The 19552-nt window shown below is 44.6% G+C and carries 18 protein-coding genes; 2 read left to right on the top strand and 16 right to left on the bottom strand.

From position 1 onward, the window contains the following. Position 1: 1 nt before the first annotated feature. Positions 2-853: a 4-hydroxy-3-methylbut-2-enyl diphosphate reductase gene (locus tag BMX56_RS23275; protein ID WP_090652100.1), complete on the bottom strand. Its 852-nt coding sequence runs from the start codon at positions 851-853 to the stop codon at positions 2-4. A gap of 166 nt (positions 854-1019) precedes the next feature. On the opposite strand from BMX56_RS23275, the gene BMX56_RS23270 reads away from it, so the two are divergent. After that, on the top strand, positions 1020-2159 hold the full coding sequence (locus BMX56_RS23270; RefSeq protein WP_090652099.1) for an acyl-CoA dehydrogenase: 1140 nt from the start codon (positions 1020-1022) through the stop codon (positions 2157-2159). 58 nt (positions 2160-2217) lie between these two features. Next, positions 2218-3471, top strand: coding sequence for a peroxiredoxin family protein (locus BMX56_RS23265; RefSeq protein WP_090652098.1), 1254 nt, complete (start codon positions 2218-2220; stop codon positions 3469-3471). A gap of 200 nt (positions 3472-3671) precedes the next feature. Here the strand turns inward: BMX56_RS23265 and BMX56_RS23260 are convergent, their stop codons facing one another. The 15 genes from BMX56_RS23260 to BMX56_RS23195 form a co-directional block, all read right to left on the bottom strand. Beyond that, a complete protein-coding gene (locus tag BMX56_RS23260; protein ID WP_090652097.1) occupies positions 3672-4427 on the bottom strand; it encodes an ABC transporter ATP-binding protein in 756 nt (251 codons plus the stop codon). Between the two features lie 2 nt (positions 4428-4429). After that, positions 4430-5905: a DUF5687 family protein gene (locus BMX56_RS23255; RefSeq protein ID WP_090652096.1), complete on the bottom strand. Its 1476-nt coding sequence runs from the start codon at positions 5903-5905 to the stop codon at positions 4430-4432. A gap of 93 nt (positions 5906-5998) precedes the next feature. After that, a complete protein-coding gene (locus tag BMX56_RS23250; RefSeq protein ID WP_090652095.1) occupies positions 5999-7279 on the bottom strand; it encodes a replication-associated recombination protein A in 1281 nt (426 codons plus the stop codon). Between the two features lie 19 nt (positions 7280-7298). Beyond that, entirely contained in the window at positions 7299-7442 is a 144-nt protein-coding gene (locus BMX56_RS30250) for a hypothetical protein (RefSeq protein ID WP_177183894.1), read from the bottom strand. A gap of 155 nt (positions 7443-7597) precedes the next feature. Then, positions 7598-8464 carry a twin-arginine translocase subunit TatC gene (gene tatC, locus BMX56_RS23245; protein ID WP_090652094.1) on the bottom strand — a complete coding sequence of 289 codons (867 nt, stop codon included), beginning with the start codon at positions 8462-8464 and terminating at the stop codon, positions 7598-7600. A 75-nt stretch (positions 8465-8539) separates the two neighbouring features. Next, entirely contained in the window at positions 8540-9874 is a 1335-nt protein-coding gene (gene accC / locus BMX56_RS23240; protein WP_090652093.1) for an acetyl-CoA carboxylase biotin carboxylase subunit, read from the bottom strand. Positions 9875-10015: 141 nt separating this feature from the next. Continuing rightward, entirely contained in the window at positions 10016-10489 is a 474-nt protein-coding gene (gene accB / locus BMX56_RS23235) for an acetyl-CoA carboxylase biotin carboxyl carrier protein (protein WP_090652092.1), read from the bottom strand. A 287-nt stretch (positions 10490-10776) separates the two neighbouring features. Further along, the gene (locus BMX56_RS23230; protein WP_090652245.1) at positions 10777-11766 is read right to left on the bottom strand and encodes a beta-ketoacyl-ACP synthase III; all 990 of its coding nucleotides are present in this window, start codon (positions 11764-11766) and stop codon (positions 10777-10779) included. Between the two features lie 10 nt (positions 11767-11776). Next, on the bottom strand, positions 11777-12715 hold the full coding sequence (plsX, locus tag BMX56_RS23225; protein WP_090652091.1) for a phosphate acyltransferase PlsX: 939 nt from the start codon (positions 12713-12715) through the stop codon (positions 11777-11779). A 15-nt stretch (positions 12716-12730) separates the two neighbouring features. Next, a complete protein-coding gene (rpmF, locus tag BMX56_RS23220) occupies positions 12731-12922 on the bottom strand; it encodes a 50S ribosomal protein L32 (protein WP_090652090.1) in 192 nt (63 codons plus the stop codon). A 15-nt stretch (positions 12923-12937) separates the two neighbouring features. Further along, positions 12938-13462, bottom strand: a complete 525-nt coding sequence (locus BMX56_RS23215; protein ID WP_090652089.1) for a YceD family protein — start codon at positions 13460-13462, stop codon at positions 12938-12940. A 580-nt stretch (positions 13463-14042) separates the two neighbouring features. Then, positions 14043-15401 (bottom strand): glucoamylase family protein, encoded by a 1359-nt coding sequence (locus BMX56_RS23210; protein WP_090652088.1) that lies wholly within the window; start codon positions 15399-15401, stop codon positions 14043-14045. A gap of 21 nt (positions 15402-15422) precedes the next feature. After that, positions 15423-17096, bottom strand: a complete 1674-nt coding sequence (locus BMX56_RS23205) for a glucoamylase family protein (protein WP_090652087.1) — start codon at positions 17094-17096, stop codon at positions 15423-15425. Positions 17097-17166: 70 nt separating this feature from the next. Then, on the bottom strand, positions 17167-18042 hold the full coding sequence (locus tag BMX56_RS23200; protein WP_090652086.1) for a LamG-like jellyroll fold domain-containing protein: 876 nt from the start codon (positions 18040-18042) through the stop codon (positions 17167-17169). An 18-nt stretch (positions 18043-18060) separates the two neighbouring features. Further along, on the bottom strand, positions 18061-19545 hold the full coding sequence (locus BMX56_RS23195; RefSeq protein WP_090652085.1) for a RagB/SusD family nutrient uptake outer membrane protein: 1485 nt from the start codon (positions 19543-19545) through the stop codon (positions 18061-18063). Positions 19546-19552 lie beyond the last annotated feature (7 nt).

Genomic DNA, 19552 nt, shown 5'->3' with positions numbered 1-19552 from the left:
GCTAAATACTTTCAATAGCTTCTTTTACTTGTTGCATCAGCCACATAGGGGTTGATGTAGCGCCGGCAATGCCCACGGTATCATTTGGAGAAAACATGGATGGTTCTAATTCGTCTGCCGACGAAATGAAATAAGTATTGGGATTATGCTTGCGACAAACTTCAAACAATACTTTACCGTTTGATGATTTTTTGCCTGATACAAAAACTATCTTATCAAAACGGGCGGCAAACTTTGGCAAATCCTTATCCCGGTTTGATACCTGGCGGCAAATGGTATCATTGGCTTTAAGGTTATATCCACGGGCTATCAATTCATCTTTTACATGGTAAAACTTTTCCATGCTTTTGGTGGTCTGGCTGTACAACGTAATATTTTGCGGTAACTCCATATTGTCCAGTTCGGCAATATCCTGAAAAACCAGGGCTTCATTGTTAGTTTGCCCCTGCAGGCCAACAACCTCGGCATGGCCGTGCTTGCCAAAGATCAGGATCTTCTCGTTCGAATCATATGATGTTTTGATACGGTTTTGCAGCTTTAATACCACCGGACACGATGCATCTATCAGGGTTATGTTGTTCTCCAAAGCGATGCGATAAGTATCCGGCGCTTCCCCGTGGGCGCGGATAAGTACCTTCTCGTTACGCAGCTTTTTCAGTTCGGCGTGCTCAATAATACGCAGTCCCTGTGCTTTCAGGCGCTCAACTTCTCCGTCGTTATGTACAATGTCGCCAAGGCAGTATAGGTAGCCATCTTCGGCCAGTATCTCTTCGGCCATATCAATGGCATAAACTACTCCGAAGCAAAAGCCCGAATCTTGATCAATAGTAACCTTTAAGTTATATGCTCCCATGGTGTTGCAAATATACCATTGATTTTGCTGATTATTTAACCGGATTTTAAAGATTAGGTTTGATTGACAGGGGTGTGGTTTTGGCGATGGACAGAACCCGGGTACCTGCGGGTTAACATATGTACAATTACATACGTAATTACTATATTTAGCTTTTTATCATACTATGCAATTTGAATTTACAGAAGAGCAACTGATGATTAAACAGGCAGCCCGTGACTTTGCCCAAACCGAATTAAAACCCGGCGTTATTGAACGGGACGAACACCAGAAATTTCCGGCCGAACAAATTAAAAAACTGGGCGAGCTTGGTTTTTTAGGAATGATGGTTGCCCCGCAATATGGCGGCAGCGGCATGGATGCTATATCATACGTGCTGGCAATTGAAGAGATCTCGAAAGTTGATGCTTCTACGGCGGTCGTCCTTTCGGTAAACAACTCGTTGGTTTGCAATGGGATCGAAAAATTTGGCAACGAGTTTCAGAAAGAAAAATATTTAGTCCCTTTGGCCAAAGGCGAAAAGATAGGTGCGTTTTGCTTATCTGAACCGGAGGCTGGCTCAGATGCTACATCGCAGCAAACTACCGCCATTGATATGGGCGACTACTATTTACTCAACGGCACCAAAAACTGGATAACTAACGGCAGTACCGCATCTACCTACCTGGTAATGGCGCAAACTAATGCCGCCAAACGGCACAATGGCATTAACGCGCTTATTATTGAAAAAGGCATGGAGGGTTTTACCATAGGCCCCAAAGAAAATAAAATGGGAGTACGCGGTTCAGACACCCATTCTATCATGTTCAACGATGTTAAAGTACCTAAGGAAAACCGCATTGGCGACGAGGGCTTCGGGTTTAAATTTGCCATGAAATTATTGGAGGGCGGGCGTATAGGCATAGCCGCGCAGGCACTGGGTATAGCGTCTGGTGCTTACGAACTTGCTTTACAATATTCAAAACAGCGCAAGGCCTTTGGCAAACCCCTGGCCGATTTACAAGGTATTCAATTTAAACTTGCCGATATGGCTACCGAAATTGAAGCAGCCCGCCTGCTTTGCCTGAGGGCTGCCTGGTTAAAAGATCATAACCATCCGTACGCGCAAGCCAGTTCAATGGCCAAACTTTTTGCATCGGATATGGCCATGCGTACCACTGTTGAGGCTGTTCAAATTCATGGCGGATATGGCTTTGTAAAAGAGTACCATGTAGAGCGTATGATGCGGGATGCCAAGATAACCCAGATTTATGAAGGTACATCAGAAATTCAGCGAATTGTAATTTCGCGCGGAATATTGAAATAATCACCTGAATTTTATACTTTTGATAGTATACCAATTTGGTAGACTATTTTACATCAACATGAAAATAAAATCCATCATAGTAGCTTTATCATCTGCCCTGCTTGTGCTGACAGCAACGGCACAAACCAAACTTAAAACAGGTATATGGCGCGGGGCGCTAACAACCAAGTCGGGAAACGAAATTCCGTTCAATTTTGATGTTAAGGATACAGCGGGCAAACAACAGCTAGCTATTATTAACGGTGCCGAAAGGTTTAAGGTTACCGATGTTGCTACAGCGGGCGATTCTGTTTTTATACATATGCCGCTTTTTAATTCAGAATTTAAACTGAAGCTGGATGGCGATAAGCTAACCGGCAACTGGATAAAGCACCTGGCGAGCCAGGATGTGTTAACGCCGTTTGCGGCTACACCCAATACTCCATGGCGTTTTTTGAAAGCGCCCGAAAAGCCGGCTTATAACGTAGGCGGCCGCTGGTCGGCCATTATTGGCGAGGGCGAAGGGGCCGATACTACCGTAGGCGAATTTAAGCAGGTTGGCGCCAAACTAACCGGCACGTTTTTAACCACCACCGGCGATTACCGCTACCTGGAAGGTATTGTGGCCGGCAATAAACTGTTCCTGTCTTGCTTTGATGGTGGCCATGCCTACACGTTTACAGCCACTATTCAGGATGATAAAACCCTTACAGATGGTAAATTTTACGCGGGCTACTCGGGTATGCAAACCTGGGCTGCCATAAAGAATGGTAATGCAAAACTCCCCGATGCATACTCATTAACCGCGCTGAAGCCAGGCTTTAAGAAAATAGATTTCGCTTTTAAAGACCTGGAAGGAAAAACAGTTTCGTTGCAGGACAACCGATATAAAAACAAGGTGGTTATTGTACAGATATTAGGCTCATGGTGCCCCAACTGTATGGACGAGACCGCCTATATGGTTAACTACTACAAAAAATACCAGCCCAAAGGAGTGGAGGTGGTAGGTTTGGCCTATGAGCGCAGCAGCGATTTCGCCAAGTCGCAAAAGGCATTACTACAGGTAAAAAATCGTTTTAATGTTCCTTACGAGTTATTGATAACCGGCTATACCAGCGATAAGGCCGAAACATCCAAAAGCCTACCCATGCTATCAAAAGTAGTGGGTTTCCCAACAACCATTATCATTGATAAAGCCGGCGATGTACGTAAAATCCACACAGGTTTTAGTGGCCCCGGTACAGGAGAGTATTATAAAGAGTTTATCAACGAGTTTGAAAAGCTGACTGACGATTTGCTGGCGGAGGCCCCGGAACTCGTAAAGGGAAAGTAGCAGCGAAACAGGGCAAAAAAACTGTCATGCTGAGGAACGAAGCATCTATTCGCGAACTTTTCTATCGGTCATGCACAGCTGATAGATCCTTCGTTCCTCAAGGATGACAGGAAAATTGGAGATACCGAATATCCATCAGGGAACCTGAAACATAATGCCCGGATAGATTGACAATGGTGTGTGTGGCGATAATGTTTACGCTAATGATTCTCCTCCTCATCAATCTTATCGATAACCGAAATTGCCGCATCTTCAGTCACCCCAACTCCAAAATAGTCTTCCAGCTCTTTTAACGTTGATGAGTTGGTGGCAATATCTTTAATAATCACACCTTTTTCCATCAGCAGGATACGGTCGCATATATCGGTGATGTGGTTAAGATCATGGCTGGATACGATATTGGTTATACGGTGAGCCTTATTTAGCTCCTTCAGCATATTTTTTAGCCGGAATTGTGTGCTGGGGTCGATGTTGGCAAAAGGTTCGTCCAACATAAGTAATTGCGGGTTTTGCAGCACGCAGGATGCAACACCTACTTTACATTGGTTGCCTTTGGATAAATCGCGGATGTACTTGCCTTTTTTGAGAATCTCGCCGTTAAAAAAATCAGATAGGTTTAGTAGGGTTTCATCAACAGTGGCTTTGCTTTGTTGGTGCAAACCACCTATAAAATACAGGTATTCCTCGGGCGTAAGATAATCTATCAGGAAGCCTTCATCAAGATATGATGCGGTGTAGTTTTTCCAGTTTTCATGCCCGGCTACAACTTCCCCGTTAGATAATACTTCGCCGGTTTCGGGCCGGATGAGATCCAGTATCACCCGGAACAGCGTGGTTTTGCCGGCGCCGTTATTACCTACCAGGCCAACACTTTCGCCTTTGCTAATTACCAGGTGCGGTACGTCAACTACGGTTACACCGTTATATATTTTTTTCAGGTTTTTTATTTCAATCATGGTTATTTATTTCTGAAGCCTTCGGCTATGGTATACCTTTTTTGTACAAAATCCTCTTCCAGTTTTTTGATCCAGAAGTTGCGGGTTAAAATGAATATCGCGCCTATAGTACCCAACACAGCCAGGCCCACGTTGGCGTGTTTAAACAGCGCAAAGGGCAGATAAATAATATAGGGCGTTAAAATGAGCGGGAACGATAACAACATCTGGGTAGCCCCAACCCCTTCCCAGTTAAACGAGGCACCTTTTGACAAATCAATTCGCTTGGCGTTACGGTTAGCAAAAAACAATACGATGGTTGTGTTAACACCAATGTTCCACAAATACATCACAAAATGCACCAGTAATATAGTCCACCCGAAGTAAACGTACGGCGTCGTCAGAAAAAAAGCCACGGTTGATACCAGGGTAAAAAGTAAATACTTGGCCTTCAAAAAATCGGTAAAGTTAATTTTGCTCACCAATATACCATCAAAATGCGATGCCTGCCAGCTAAACATAAACTGGCCATAATTAATGATAAAAATACCCGTCATAAACATGCCGACAAACAAGTACCAGTTTTCGCCATAATGTTTGTTGGTGTAAAAAATGAGCCCGTAAAACATAAAAAACAAGCCCATGATAAGGGCCGACCGTGGGCGTTTGTTGCGGAGGATAAGCTTTATTTCGTTGGCAGCCAAATCCCCAACCCGGCCAAAGCGCGAAAGGAACGGAATATCGGTACTGCTTTTGTATGATACCTTTTTGTGAGCGGTTAGTTCTTCCAGGTAAAGATTTTGTTTAAGATAGTGGAAGTTTAAATAATACATCACTACGGCCAGCACAAAAGGCAGCAAAGCCAGTACCGGCATGGTAATCAGGTGACCGAAGAAGGCATAGGAGATATCCCTGGTAGAGAACAGATGCCACCTGAAATCGCAGGTAATTATCAATATTAAAACGGCGGCGGCAATCAAAAACACCCAGCCGTTAAGGTTCGATTTCCGCTTGATGTACAGCGCAAGGTAGTTGTTAAACACGGTAAGCCCGGCAATGGCAACAACAAAGGCAAAGCTTACCAATGCACCCGAATCTGGGCCTACTACTTTAAATACAAAAGGTAAAAACAGCACAAAAGGCCATAAATTAAAAACTGACAAAGCCGCGGTTAAGGCCAGGTAGCGCACCAGCGCGTTCCTCTTTATCGGCAGGTGTAAATAAGGCTGCACGCGTAGAGTGGGCAACTCCTGCAATTGCAGCCGCATGAGCAAATCAAACAGGAAGTAAATAAGAATGATGCCGCAGAAGGCTTTAACAAGATCTTCATCCGGGAACATGCCTTCCAGCATCTTATCTAAAAGTATGCCCACTACAAGCACGTTCAAAAACAGGTAAAGGATTAAAAGCCCCATTACCACCCGGATGGCAATACTTTTCCCCGTATTTTTTGATCGCCAGAAAGCTTTTAATTCATGACCGATAAAAGTAGATACCATGTTGTGCGTTATAAGTTGTGAGTTATAATACTTAAGTCGGAAATATACAGCATTCATTCTTAAGACTCAAGACTGACAACTTAAGACTAAAAACTAATACTTATACCTATCGCCCCAAAGTTTTTTCAACTTTTCTTTTGATTCGTTTTCGCGGGCGTTGTTACCCGGCTCATAAATTTTTGTACCCCGGATGGCATCGGGTAAAAAATCAAGGTCGGTAAAATTGCCTTCGTAACTGTGAGCATATTTATAATCTTTACCATAGCCAATGTTTTTCATGAATTTGGTGGGTGCGTTACGCAGGTGCAGGGGTACGGGCAAATCGCCTGTTTGCTTTACCAATGCCATGGCCGTCCCTATAGCTGTTGTGGCCGAATTGCTTTTAGGCGATGTGGCCAGGTAAATTGCCGTTTGTGATAATATCAGCTGCGATTCGGGCATGCCTATTTTGTTCACCGCTTCAAAACAGCTTTGGGCCAATAACAGGGCATTAGGGTTGGCATTGCCAATATCCTCTGATGAAAGGATGAGCATACGGCGGGCGATGAACAAAGGATCTTCCCCTCCTGCAATCATTCGTGCCAGCCAGTACACTGCACCGTTAGGGTCACTGCCGCGCATGGATTTAATAAAGGCCGAAATGATATCATAATGCTGCTCGCCGGTTTTATCATATAGGGCCATATTTTGCTGTACATGCTCCAGCACAATCTCGTCGGTTAAAACTATATCAGGACTGTCAAAAGCGTTTACCAGCAGTTCGAAAATATTGAGCAGTTTGCGCGCGTCGCCGCCAGACAGGCGCATAATAGCCTCGTGATCTTGTATGGTAATGTGCTTTTCTTTCAATACCACATCTTCCTTCATCGATTTCTCCAGCAGGTTTAGTAAATCTTCTTCGGCAAGGGGCTGTAAGATATAAACCTGGCATCGTGACAGCAAAGCCGAGATAACCTCGAAGGATGGATTCTCGGTAGTGGCGCCAATAAGCGTAACTATACCTCGCTCAACAGCGCCCAGCAATGAGTCCTGCTGTGATTTGGAAAAGCGGTGAATCTCGTCAATAAACAATATCGGCAGCGTTTGACCGCCTTGCTTTAGCAAGGATGCTTTTTCAATAACCTCCCGAACATCCTTCACTCCCGAGTTAATGGCACTGAGCGCAAAAAAAGGGCGATTTAAGGATTGTGATATGATATAAGCCAAAGTAGTTTTACCTACCCCTGGCGGCCCCCAAAACAACATGGACGGCAATGCCCCCGATTCGATGGCTTTACGCAACACCGCCCCCGGCCCAACCAGGTGTTTCTGCCCCACATAATCATCAAGCGATTTTGGGCGCATCCGTTCGGCTAATGGTGGGAGGTTGGTCATACTTTTGGATGTGCAAATTTCAGATTTCAGATGTGCAGATGATGAACTGCAAATGTTTTTGAGGATGATTATTCAAATGTGCAAAATGCTCCTGAATAAACAAAGCCCCGCCGTTCATAAACGACAGGGCTTTCATAAAGTTTTTATCTGAACCGGGATTCATCAGATTAATGGATTACCTCGATTACAGAAACGCAAGAAAATCAAAATCCGATAACCCTGACTAATCTGTTTAATCAGAGTTCAGTCAAAATCATTTTCAAATCCTCAAATAATTCGCTCATCTGCACATCTGAAATCTGCACATCCGGCCTTAATCTAAGCTAATCCGTCTTCCTGTGCGCGTTTTAGTTTCCGTTTTTCAACTACTGCTGATACCAGGATGCCAACTTCGTACAAAGCAAACAATGGGATACTTACCACGGTCATAGTCATCATATCCGGTGTTGGCGTAACTATGGCCGCAATAACCATGATGATAACTATAGCATAGCGCCTGGTTTCGCGCATAAACTTAGCAGTCAGGATACCCAGGTTTGACAGGATGTATACCAAAATTGGCAGCTCAAACACAATACCTGTTGCCAAAGTTAAGGTGGATACAGACGATAGGTACGAATCGATATCAAATAAATTCTTGATAGTTGCACTTACCGTATAGCCCGAAAGAAAGTTAATCGACTCGGGCGTAATAACGTAGTAGCCAAATAATACACCAATGATGAATAAAGCTGTTGCATAAAACACAAAACCCGATGCAGCTTTACGTTCCTTCTCATGCAAGGCCGGGCGGACAAAACGCCATACTTCAAACAATAAGTACGGAAAACCCAGCGTAAGGCCAATAATTAATGACGAGTTGATTTGCAGGGTAAACTGCCCGGCCATCTCTGTATTTATTAATTGGATATTTATTTTATCGATGCAAAAACCCGGGCGGTGCAAAAGGTCGCCTAATGCGCAAAGCATCCGGTATGTCCAGAAGGTTGGTTTGCTTGGCCCCATGATAATGGTGTCAAAAATCCAATCGTAAAAATAAAACACAACGCTGGTAATTACTACAATGGCTAAAGCCGATCGTATCAAATGCCATCTTAAAGCTTCCAGGTGGTCGAAGAAGGACATTTCGGCCTCCATCGTTTTACCTTTATCTTTTATGGCTTTAATTAATTTATTGTCGCTCATTGTATGTTAAATACCGCTGTATAAACGCTATTGTGCTAAGTACGTTTTATTGAATGAAGATAGTTTGAATTTAATTTACATTTCAAACGTTTCCATAAACTTGGTGGTAAAATTACCGGCCCTGAAATTTGGATCTTTTAACAATTTTAAATGGAACGGGATGGTTGTTTTTACCCCTTCAATCACAAACTCGCTTAGGGCACGTTCCATGGTACTCAAAGCTTCGTCGCGGGTTTGGGCGCAACAAATTACTTTGGCAATCATCGAATCGTAGTTTGGCGGGATAACATAACCGGTGTATACATGAGTATCTATACGCACACCATGACCGCCTGGCGAGTGAAAGTTGGTGATTTTGCCCGGTGACGGGCGGAAGTTATTGTAAGGATCTTCGGCGTTGATACGGCACTCAATGGCATGCATGGTTGGCTCGTAATTTTTACCTGAAATCGGGATCCCCGCAGCAACCTTAATTTGCTCTTTAATCAAATCAAAGTTAATTACCTCTTCGGTAACCGGGTGCTCTACCTGTATGCGGGTATTCATCTCCATAAAGTAAAAGTTGCGGTCTTTATCAACCAAAAACTCTACGGTACCTGCACCTTCATATTTAACGGCTTTGGCTCCTTTTATAGCGGCCTCGCCCATTTTTTTACGCAGTTTCTCGGTCATGAAAGGCGAGGGCGATTCTTCAACCAGTTTCTGGTGACGGCGTTGGATTGAGCAATCGCGTTCAGACAGGTGGCAAACTTTGCCATACTGGTCGCCTACTACCTGTATTTCGATATGGCGTGGGTCCTGAACATATTTTTCAAGGTATAAGCCATCGTTACCAAAAGCAGCACCCGACTCGGCACGGGCCGAATCCCAGGCATTTTCAAATTCCTCGTCTTTCCAAACAATGCGCATACCGCGGCCACCGCCACCGGCAGTTGCTTTTAATATTACAGGGTAGCCTATTTTATTAGCTATCGCAATACCCGATTTAATATCTGTTAACAAACCGTCAGAGCCCGGCACAATAGGTACGCCAGCCTTTTTCATGGTTTCTTTAGCCGAAGCTTTATCGCCCATGGAATTGATCTGATCGGCTGTGGCACCAATAAATTTGATGCCATATTCGGCGCAGATGGCTGAAAACTTGGCGTTTTCCGAAAGGAAACCATAGCCAGGATGTATCGCATCGGCATTGGTTAGCTCGGCAGCCGAAATAATGTTTGGGATATTTAAATACGAATCGCGGCTTGGTGGCGGGCCTATGCAAACGGCTTCATCAGCAAAACGTACGTGAAGGCTATCGCGGTCGGCAGTTGAATATACAGCTATGGTTTTAATACCCATCTCTTTACAGGTACGGATAATTCGCAGGGCGATCTCGCCCCGGTTAGCTATTAATATTTTTTTAAACATGGTTTCTTTGATGTGCAAATTACAAATGTGCAAATATGCAGATGAAAAATATTAATGATTGATGTTAAGTTGTGTAAACTACAAATGTGCAAATGAATTAAAAATCATCTGCACATCTGGAATCCGCACATCTGCACATCGTTATATAGGTTCTACTAAAAATAAAGGTTGGTCGTACTCTACAGGTGATGCGTTATCAACAAGTACTTTAACAATACGGCCAGATATTTCTGACTCGATTTCGTTGAAAAGCTTCATGGCTTCAATGATACAAACCACGCTGCCGGTTTTAATTTCGTCGCCAACGTTTACAAATAATGGCTTATCGGGGCTTGATGAACGGTAAAAAGTACCAATCATTGGCGATTTGATTGTCAGATACTTCGATGTATCCGGGCCTGCAGGCGGTGCTGCCGGGGCAACGGGTTCAATTGCAACCGGTGCGGGCGGCAATGCAGCAGGGGCTGTTTGCGCCGGTATGCTGGCATGAATAACCTGCGGCTGTGTTTCGTTGGTTTTTATCGTAATCTTAAAATCCTTTTGCTCAATTGACACTTCGTTTACGCCAGATTTCGACACAAAGCGAATAAGGTCCTGAATTTGTTTAATATCCATAGTTGGGATTAATTGGTTGGGGACAAATTTTATATCTAAAGTTATACAAATGTGCAGATTTCAGATGTGCAAATATGCGGTTTTGATGTGCAGATATGCAAATTCAAGATGTGCAGATTCTTATTTACTATTATTTATCTTATGGTAAAATTAACGTTTATTATCAGATAGATGTTTTAATTTTTTCGACTTGCTATTTCGTCGCCTACACCGTTAAAACCGGCAATTCGTTTTTTCATCTGCACATCTGAAATCTGCATATCTGCACATTTCTTTCATCTGCAAATCTAATACGCCCATCTTAAATAAATGCTACCCCATGTAAAGCCGCCGCCGAAGGCTGCCAATATCAGGGTATCACCTTTTTTAAATTTACTTTCCCATTCCCATAAGCATAGTGGGATGGTGCCGTTTGTTGTATTGCCGTAACGTTCAATGTTAATAATCACTTTATCATCGCTTAAGCCTGTGCGTCTTGCGGTAGCGTCGATAATACGCTTGTTGGCCTGGTGTGGTACAAGCCAGGCAACGTCCTCGCCGGTAAGGCCATTGCGTTCCATTACCTCGTGGGCTACATCGGCCATATTGGTAACAGCAAATTTAAAAACAGCCTGCCCTTCCTGGTATGCAAAATGCTCGCGGGCGTCAACTGTTTCATGCGATGCGGGCTTTACAGATCCGCCTGCCTTTTGGTGCAGGTAGGTAACCCCCGAGCCATCACTTTTTAATATAGAATCCATGATACCGTTACCTTCATCGTTTGGCTCAAGCAATACGGCGCCGCAGCCATCGCCAAAAATAATACAGGTAGCACGGTCCTGATAATTGGTTATCGACGACATTTTATCGCCACCAACCACCAATACCTTTTTGTGTTTACCACTTTCGATAAACTGTGAGCCGGTAGCCAGGCCAAAAATAAAACCCGAGCAAGCGGCAGAAAGATCATATCCCCAGGCATTTTTTGCGCCTATTTTATTAGCTAAAATATTTGCCGTAGCCGGGAAAACATAGTCAGGTGTAGTAGTACAAAAAATGATCAGGTCGAGTTCCTCGGCACCTATGCCGCGTTTTTTTAGCAGCGCCTGTACCGCCGGAACGGCCATATCAGATGTACCCAAACCTTCGCCTTTTAATATACGGCGCTCTTTAATGCCGGTACGGCTTACAATCCACTCGTCATTTGTATCAACCAATGTTTCCAGTTCCTGGTTGGTTAATACATAGTCGGGTACGTAACCATGTACAGCAGTAATAGCGGCATGAATTTTACTCATCTTTATATTTTTACTGAAAAGCTTGTTTAATTTTATCAACCAGGCCGCTCTCAACCATGTTTTTTGATAACAGCACCATGTTTTTTATGGCCTCGGGGCTTGAAATACCGTGGCCAACAACAACCGGGGCATTTACACCCAAAATGGGGCTGCCGCCATATTGCTCATAGTTAAACCTATCAAAAAACTCGTCCTTAAACTGCTTTTTACGGGTAATAACATAAAACGTCTCGGCAAGCTTTAATATTACATTACCTGTAAAACCATCGCACACAAAAACATCGGCCCCTTCGCTAAACAGGTCGCGGCCTTCAACATTACCAACAAAATTAAACAGCTTGGTTTCCTTCATTAAAGGATAGGTAGCCTGACAAAGGATATTGCCTTTCTCTTCCTCTTCGCCTATGTTCATGAGGGCTACCCTTGGATTTTCGATAGCATATACCGATTGGGCAAATAAGCTGCCCAGTACCCCAAATTGAAGCAATACCTCGGGTTTGCAATCGGCATTGGCGCCTACATCCAACAAAATACCCAAACCTCCTTTAAGTTTGGGTACAATGGTAGTCATGGCGGGGCGCACAACGCCCGGAATAGTTTTTACACTAAACATAGAACCTACCAGCATGGCGCCGGTGTTTCCTGCCGATGAGAATGCCTGAATTTTATCTTCCTTAAGCAACTGAAAGCCAACCGAAATACTCGAATTTGGTTTTTGTACAATTGCTTTGGTAGGATGTTCGCCCATGCCAATCACTTCGGTTGTATGCACAAACTCGAAATGATCGGGGCTAACATTATTTTCCTGAAGAATAGTAACCGCAGTGTCTTTATCTCCTATAAGTACCAGTTTTTGGTCGGCAGATAAAGCCTTATAAGCTTCGATTGCTCCTAAAATAGTTGCTTTGGGAGCATAATCACCGCCCATAATATCTAAGCCAATCTTCATTTTCAGAAAATAAACTTAGGCTACTGCTGCTTTCTCAATAAGTACTTTACCGTTATAGTAAACGTTACCATCAACAGTATAAGCCCTGTGCGGCAAATGGATAGCGCCGGTAGTTTGGCAAGTGGTTAAAGTTGGAGCTTCAGCTTTGTAATGAGTTCTGCGCTTATCTCTTCTTGATTTGGATATTTTACGTTTTGGATGTGGCATGATCCTGCTATTTTATTATTTATTTATTTTTTTGAGTACATCCCACCGTGGGTCTGTATCCTCAGTTTGTTCTTCGTTTCCTGCCAGGCTGTTTAGCCTGTCAAGCATTTCTTTATCGCAATATGAGGTGTTACCCTCGTCGTTACATACCGATATAAATGGCATGGCAACGTTAATATATTCATATATCAGCCCGGCAATATTAATCTCATGATCATTTTTGCTAAGGGTAATAATTTCGTCATCTTCATCAATCGGCTCCTCGCTAAACTTGGCAATTTGCTGTTCGGCAATATCCAACGTTTGCGGATATTGGGCCAAACACCTATCGCAGCTTGCATCAACGGTGCCTTTAATGTCAAAGTTCAGGATAATCATTGTCTCCTGTTTATCCAGCTCAACAACGCACTGCAAGTTAGCCTTTTTAACCAGCGAATATTCAAATTCGTCAAAAAAAGCATCATCAACAGTAAAATCAAACCGGTGTTTCCCCAGTTTTAATCCCGTAAAAGGAATCGAATATGTTCTAAGCGATTTCAATGAGCAACAATTAGCCCGCAAATGTATGGAAAAATACCATAACTGGAAAGTGTTTTTGAAAAAAGGCTAAAGGCTAATGATGAAAGGTAAAGGGCCGGTAATATAATACCGAACGCCGGGTGTTAACATGGATTGATGAATGGGAATGAAGCTGTAAAAATGGCCGGCCAAATTGGTCCGCCGAAAGCTTTTGATTGCGAACCCGTTATTGTTTTGGCCTGTTTGAGGGCTTCGCCATTTAAAAACTTCGGAAGTCTGGAATTTTCCAGCCTTTTCATGGGTACAAATAAAAAGGGAATGAGGTTATAAAGATGGCCGTTATGCTGAGTGGTAAAATCTCGCGATATTCTGAAGGGAGAATGAGATACCGGCGAAAGACTTACGAAGTTTTCAAAACTTCGTAAGTCTGGGATTCTACAACATGTCATAGGTAGCCTGTCGAAGCATTGCGGGCAAAGGCCTCTCCACGCGAGTCTTCGGCAGGCTCAGATTGATAGGCCGGCCCACTTGAAAATGTAACAGGTTATAGGTAATTTATGAGTATACCACGTTAAAAATCCTGTTAATCCTGCAAAATCCTTTAATCGTGTTTTGTTATTGCCGGGCTTTCAAAACCAAGCTTTGTTAAGCCGTGTTGCACATCGGGATTGCTCATGAATAGTTTCCAGAGCAGGCCGGTACGATAGTTTTCAATCATCACCACAATAGGGCCCTGGTCAATGGCCAGGTATGATTTGCCGTACCAGTTATGCTGTTCGCTGAAGGCGTCGGTAAAGCCATATTCGCCCCAGATCTTATCGCCCAGGTCATAATAAAAATGGCGCAGGGCCTTCATGGATTGTTCCGGTGTGTAAGGGAATGCCGATAACGCAGCTGTAGGCGTTATCACCCCCAAATCGTTTGTTGGCGAGTGGGCGTTATAGCCTTCAAAATTATCGCTGGCTGTAAGTCCCCAGCAATCGGGGCCATAGCCTTTGAATTTTTTGGGGTTATCTACGCAGTAGGCATAATTTATTAGCGTATGGTTTTTATTTTGCTCCCAATAATCGGCATACTGATCTTTTAGACCTTTAGGATTTAAACCCATAAAGGAGTATTGCGAAAAGAAAAGCGGGCCGCCATAGTCAAAACCCAAAGGCAGCTTATAACCATAAAAAGTTTTTCCGTTTTTAAAAAAGTCGCTTTGCGCCCAGCCCTGGGTGTATACGTTCGCACCAACAGGGTAGCGTTGTGCCGATGCCGCCAATACGTACGTTATAAGGCACTCATTAAAGCCATGGATGGCAAAGTTCATGGCCCAGTCGTTATTGGGGCTCCAGTGCCAGTAAAGGGCATCGCGGCCATTGCGGGTATACCAGTCCCACTCCATTTCGCCCCACATCCAGCTAATTACATCGCGGATGCGCTGCTCTTTTGGGGTATTGGCAGTAAAGTATTGTTTAGCGCAAATCAGCCCCTGGAAAAGGTAAGCCGATTCCACAATGTCGCCGCCGTCATCTTTGCGGCCAAAAGGGATCACTTTGCCGGTTTCGCCGTTCATCCAATGCGGAAACGCGCCGTGGAAGGAGTTGGCCTTAAACAGGAAGTTTACAATCTTCACCATACGGTCAACAGCCTGTTCATGGCTTATCCATTTGCGGCTATCGGCCACAATAAGGGCCATCACCCCAAAACCTGAGCCACCGATGGTTACCACTTCGTCGCCGTAATCAAATGATTTATTGCTGCGCTCGCGGGCGAGGCCGCTTACCGGGTGGCCAAAATCCCAAAAATATCGGAATGTTTGGCGCTGCACTACATCAAGCAAAGCGCTATCGCTTAGGTTTTTGATGATGCCTACAGGTTTAATGCCATCTTCGCCGGTGTTTTTTGCCTGTTTTTGAGCGAAGGAGCACAGGGTTAGCAGTAACAATAAAGGGGTTAATATAAATTTATTCATGTAAAATGGTATTAATCAGGGTTAAAGGTTAGGGCTGCTAAACCCTAAGTTTTTCATGCCCGCTTTTACTTCGGGCGCACTCATAAACAAATTCCACAGCAGGCCGGTGCGGTAATTTTCGGTCATTACCACAATAGGCCCCTGGTCAATGGCCAGGTACGAGCTGGCAAACCATGGGTTAGTTAAATTAAACGCATCATAAAAACCATACTGGCCCCATAATTTATCGCCCAGGGTATAGTAAAAAAACCTTAGCGCCGCCATAGATTGGGTTGGCGTATAAGGCAGCGATGCAATGGCTGCGGTAGGCGCGATAACACCAACATCATTGGTGGGCGAACTTGCCGTGTAGCCGTTTTCAATATCGCTTGCGGTTAGTCCCCAGCAATCTGCGCTGTAGCCGTTGTTGCCCAACGGATTGGCCACACAGTATTTGTAATTGATTGTGGCATGTGCCTCATTTTGCGTTTGGTAATTGGCATAGGCATCGCTTAAGCCTTTGGGGTTGATGCCCATGAACGAGTATTGCGCAAAAAACAACGGACCACCCCTGTCGGGACCCAGCGGCAGGGTAACACCGTAAAAGGTATTGCCGTTTTTAATGGCACCGTTTTTTGCCCAGCCCTGGTCATAAACAGTTTTGGGGATAGGATGCGTTGTAGACGATGCACCTAAAACATAAACTATTAAGGCTTCGTTCCAGCCGGTAATTTTCATGTTGATGGCCCAGCCCAAATCGAGGCTCCAGTGCCAGTACAATACGTTTTGATCGCCCTGCCTGAACCAGTCCCATTCTACGCCATTCCATAAGGTATTGATATCTGCGCGTAGTTGGGTTTCGTTGGTGTTGGATGCATTAAAATATTGGCGGGCAGTAATGAGGCCCTGCATCAGGTACGATGTCTCTACCAGATCGGCCCCGTCATCCTGTGCACTGAAGGGTACAACAGCGCCGGTAGCGCCATTCATCCAGTGGGGGAAAGCGCCGTGGAACTTTTGCGCTTTGGTATTTAAAAAGCCCACGATTTTTTGCATCCGGGCCAATCCATCGGCATGGCTTATGAAACCGCGGCTAACGCCTGCTATGATTGCCATAATGCCAAAACCCGAGCCGCCGGTGGTCACCACGTCGCCAGATGTATTACGCTCGCGTGCCAGCCCGCTGGTTGGATGGCCAAAATCATAAAAATATTTCAGGGTTTGCCGCTCAACCAGGTCAAGCAGCTGATCGTCAGATATGGTGCTGAACTTTGGGGTACTATCAATAGCTGTGATCAGTTGTACGGATAAGGGCGATTGCAAACTGCCATTCTTGGCAGATTTTAAACCGGTAGTAACGTTAAGCGTATATTGGGTAATGGGCGATAAGCCCGTTGGGGTAATCACTACAGTACTATCGCCATTTTGATATGTGGTGCTAAAAGCTGCCACGGTTCCGGATTTGCTGTTCAGGCTGACGCTTGTTGCTATAGAGGTACGGCTAAGCGGGGTTGAAAACGTAATAGCGATAGCCGGTTTGCTATCTATATTGCTATAACTAAACCCGCTGCTCTTGCCATTCACCTTAAGCGCACTAAAAGTAAACGACGAAGGAGTTGGCGTAACTGGTGTGGACTTATTATTTGAACTTTTACCACAGGAAAAAAGCAATACTACAAATCCCAACGCCAAACAATAATCTTTGATATTCCTCATTCCCGCCTTTTTTAAAAAGGTTGCCCGCCTTAAACGGCAAGGCAACCCCCAAATCAATCAACCCGTATTATTATCTTTTAGCTTTTTCAAGGTTGTACAAAGCCAGTACCTGTGTGGCAGTAAGTGCTTTGCTGTAAAACCTGATGTTATCCATGGTTCCTGTAACATAGCCGGCCCAATCCTGCGCGCCGGTATTGGCCGTAAGGGAAGGAGTGGTTTGAAACTGTAATGTACCAAATACCATTTTACCGGCTTTGCTCCAATCCATAGGCGCAAAACCAGCAGCCGTGTTTTTACCTACCTGTGTTCCGTTGTAATAAACGTAAATGGTTGATACTGTTTCATCAAAAGTAACCGTAACGTTTATCCATGTGTTCCATGGGTTGGCAACGGCATAGCCGCCTTCCCAGCCATCTACCCCGGTTGACATGCCGGCCTTGTTAAACGCATGCACTTTAAGCACCCCCGATGATGCGGAACCACCGTTATCAAAAAATATGGCCAGGCTGCCCCAGAACCCCGCACCGCCTGTTTGGTTGTTCTGGATATCCATTAAACCCACTGCCGAAGTATTTTGAGGCATTTTTACCCAAATACTGGTAGTAAAACTGGTTAGCGCTTTAATGCCGGCAGGGGTATCATAAAGCACGTATGATTTATCGGCGCCCTGTAGGCCTTTGCCATTTAATCCGGTGGCAAAACTGGTTCCTGTTGCTACCCCGGTTGTTCCGGAAACACTATCGGCCAGGCCATTGGTGAACGGAAAATAGGCAACCAGGCTGGCCGGTTCAATGTCCTTACTGCTGCTGTAACCACCGTATGAAGGTAGCGGTTTAGATGGCGCGTATGATTTTGGATCAAAGCCTTTATGGCAGGCTGTTATGGTTAAGCTTACAGCTACACCCATTAAGAGCGCAGCTTTAAGTGTATTTTTAAATGTTTTCATCGTTGCTGAATTGATAAATTAATAACCTGGATTTTGTGTTAAAGCTCCACCACTTATGTCGATCTCGTTTTGCGGTATTGGCCACACCTCGTTTTTGCCGGCTTTCCAGCCGCGCGATCCAAATACGGCCGTACCACGCCCCTGGCGTATAACATCAAAATAACGGTCAAACTCCATCGCAAATTCAACCCTGCGTTCGTTGTAAATCGCGATGCGCAAAGCACCCTGATCTGTAGTAGTTACTTTAGGCAGTATAGCGGCATTACTGCCCCTTGCCCTGGCACGTACCTGCTCAAGTGGGCCTAACGCGGCAGCCGAATTCCCAAGTTCATTATTAGCTTCGGCATTCATCAGCAATACATCAGCATAGCGTATTACAATTTTATTTTGCTGGCAACCCTCGTTAAAACCAGATACATAAAGGCTAAAAGGCACATATGATTTTTGGTTGTACCGTGGGTTATCGCCATCAGCAGGTATCACATCACCTTCGGGCGTTGTTTCGCCCCTGAAAATGATGGTTGCATCGCGTCGTGGGTCGCCTGTTTCATAAGCTGCTGCCAGGTCGGCAGTTGGTACGTTAAATCCCCAGCCGCCACCGGTTGAACCGCGTACACCCTGCACCTGCGAATATTGCGAGTTTGATGCATCGGGGTTATTTGGGATAAGGTTACACTGGATCTCGAAGATAGACTCCTGGTTGTTTTTGTGTGTAGTCCTGAACATTTGCTCATAGTCAGGGTATAAAGAATAGCCCATACCCATTACCTGTGTGGTATAGGTCACCACATCGGTCCATTTTTTAAGGTACAAGGCTACTTTAGCATGTAAAGATAATGCTGCACCTTTGGTAATGCGGCCAATATCTGCCGAACCATAAGTTTGCGGTAAAGCCGTAGCCGCATCAGTTAAATCAGTTTCAATTGCTGCCCAAACCTGTGCTTTTGGAGTGCGTGGCAGGTTATACTCGGTAGCATTTTTGGGTAGGGTTAAGCGTAATGGCACATCGCCGTAAGCCCTTACCAGCCTGAAATAGCAATATGCCCTTATGAATTTTGCTTCGGCAAGGTATCTTGTCTTTAACGCATCATCCATGGTGATACCTGGTACATTGGTTAACACCTGGTTGGCAAGATTAATGGTAGCATATTGTCCTTTCCAGAAACCTTGCAGCTGGCCTTCACCAGCGGTAACGGTAAAGTTATGGTAGCTGTTCATGAAGGTAGCATCGGTAGCGCTGCTGCCTTTTTCCGCATCGTCAGATCCCATGCTTTCGATAGCGATTGGCGGGAACGCGATGTTATTATACTCATGCATGTTGGCATACATGGCACTTACCGCCTTTGTGGCGTCATCCTGTGTTTTAAAAAATTGTGTTGCCGCGGTATTTTGGGCAGGATCGACATTCAGAAAGCTTTTTTTACAGCCTTGGAATGCTATAGCAAGTGCAATAAAACCTAATATAAAGGCTTTTTGCAATAAAGTTTTTTTACTGTTCTTCATCTTTATA

This window comes from Mucilaginibacter sp. OK283 (assembly GCF_900110415.1).
Lineage (GTDB): Bacteria > Bacteroidota > Bacteroidia > Sphingobacteriales > Sphingobacteriaceae > Mucilaginibacter.
This window is presented reverse-complemented; position numbering and strand designations above follow the sequence as displayed.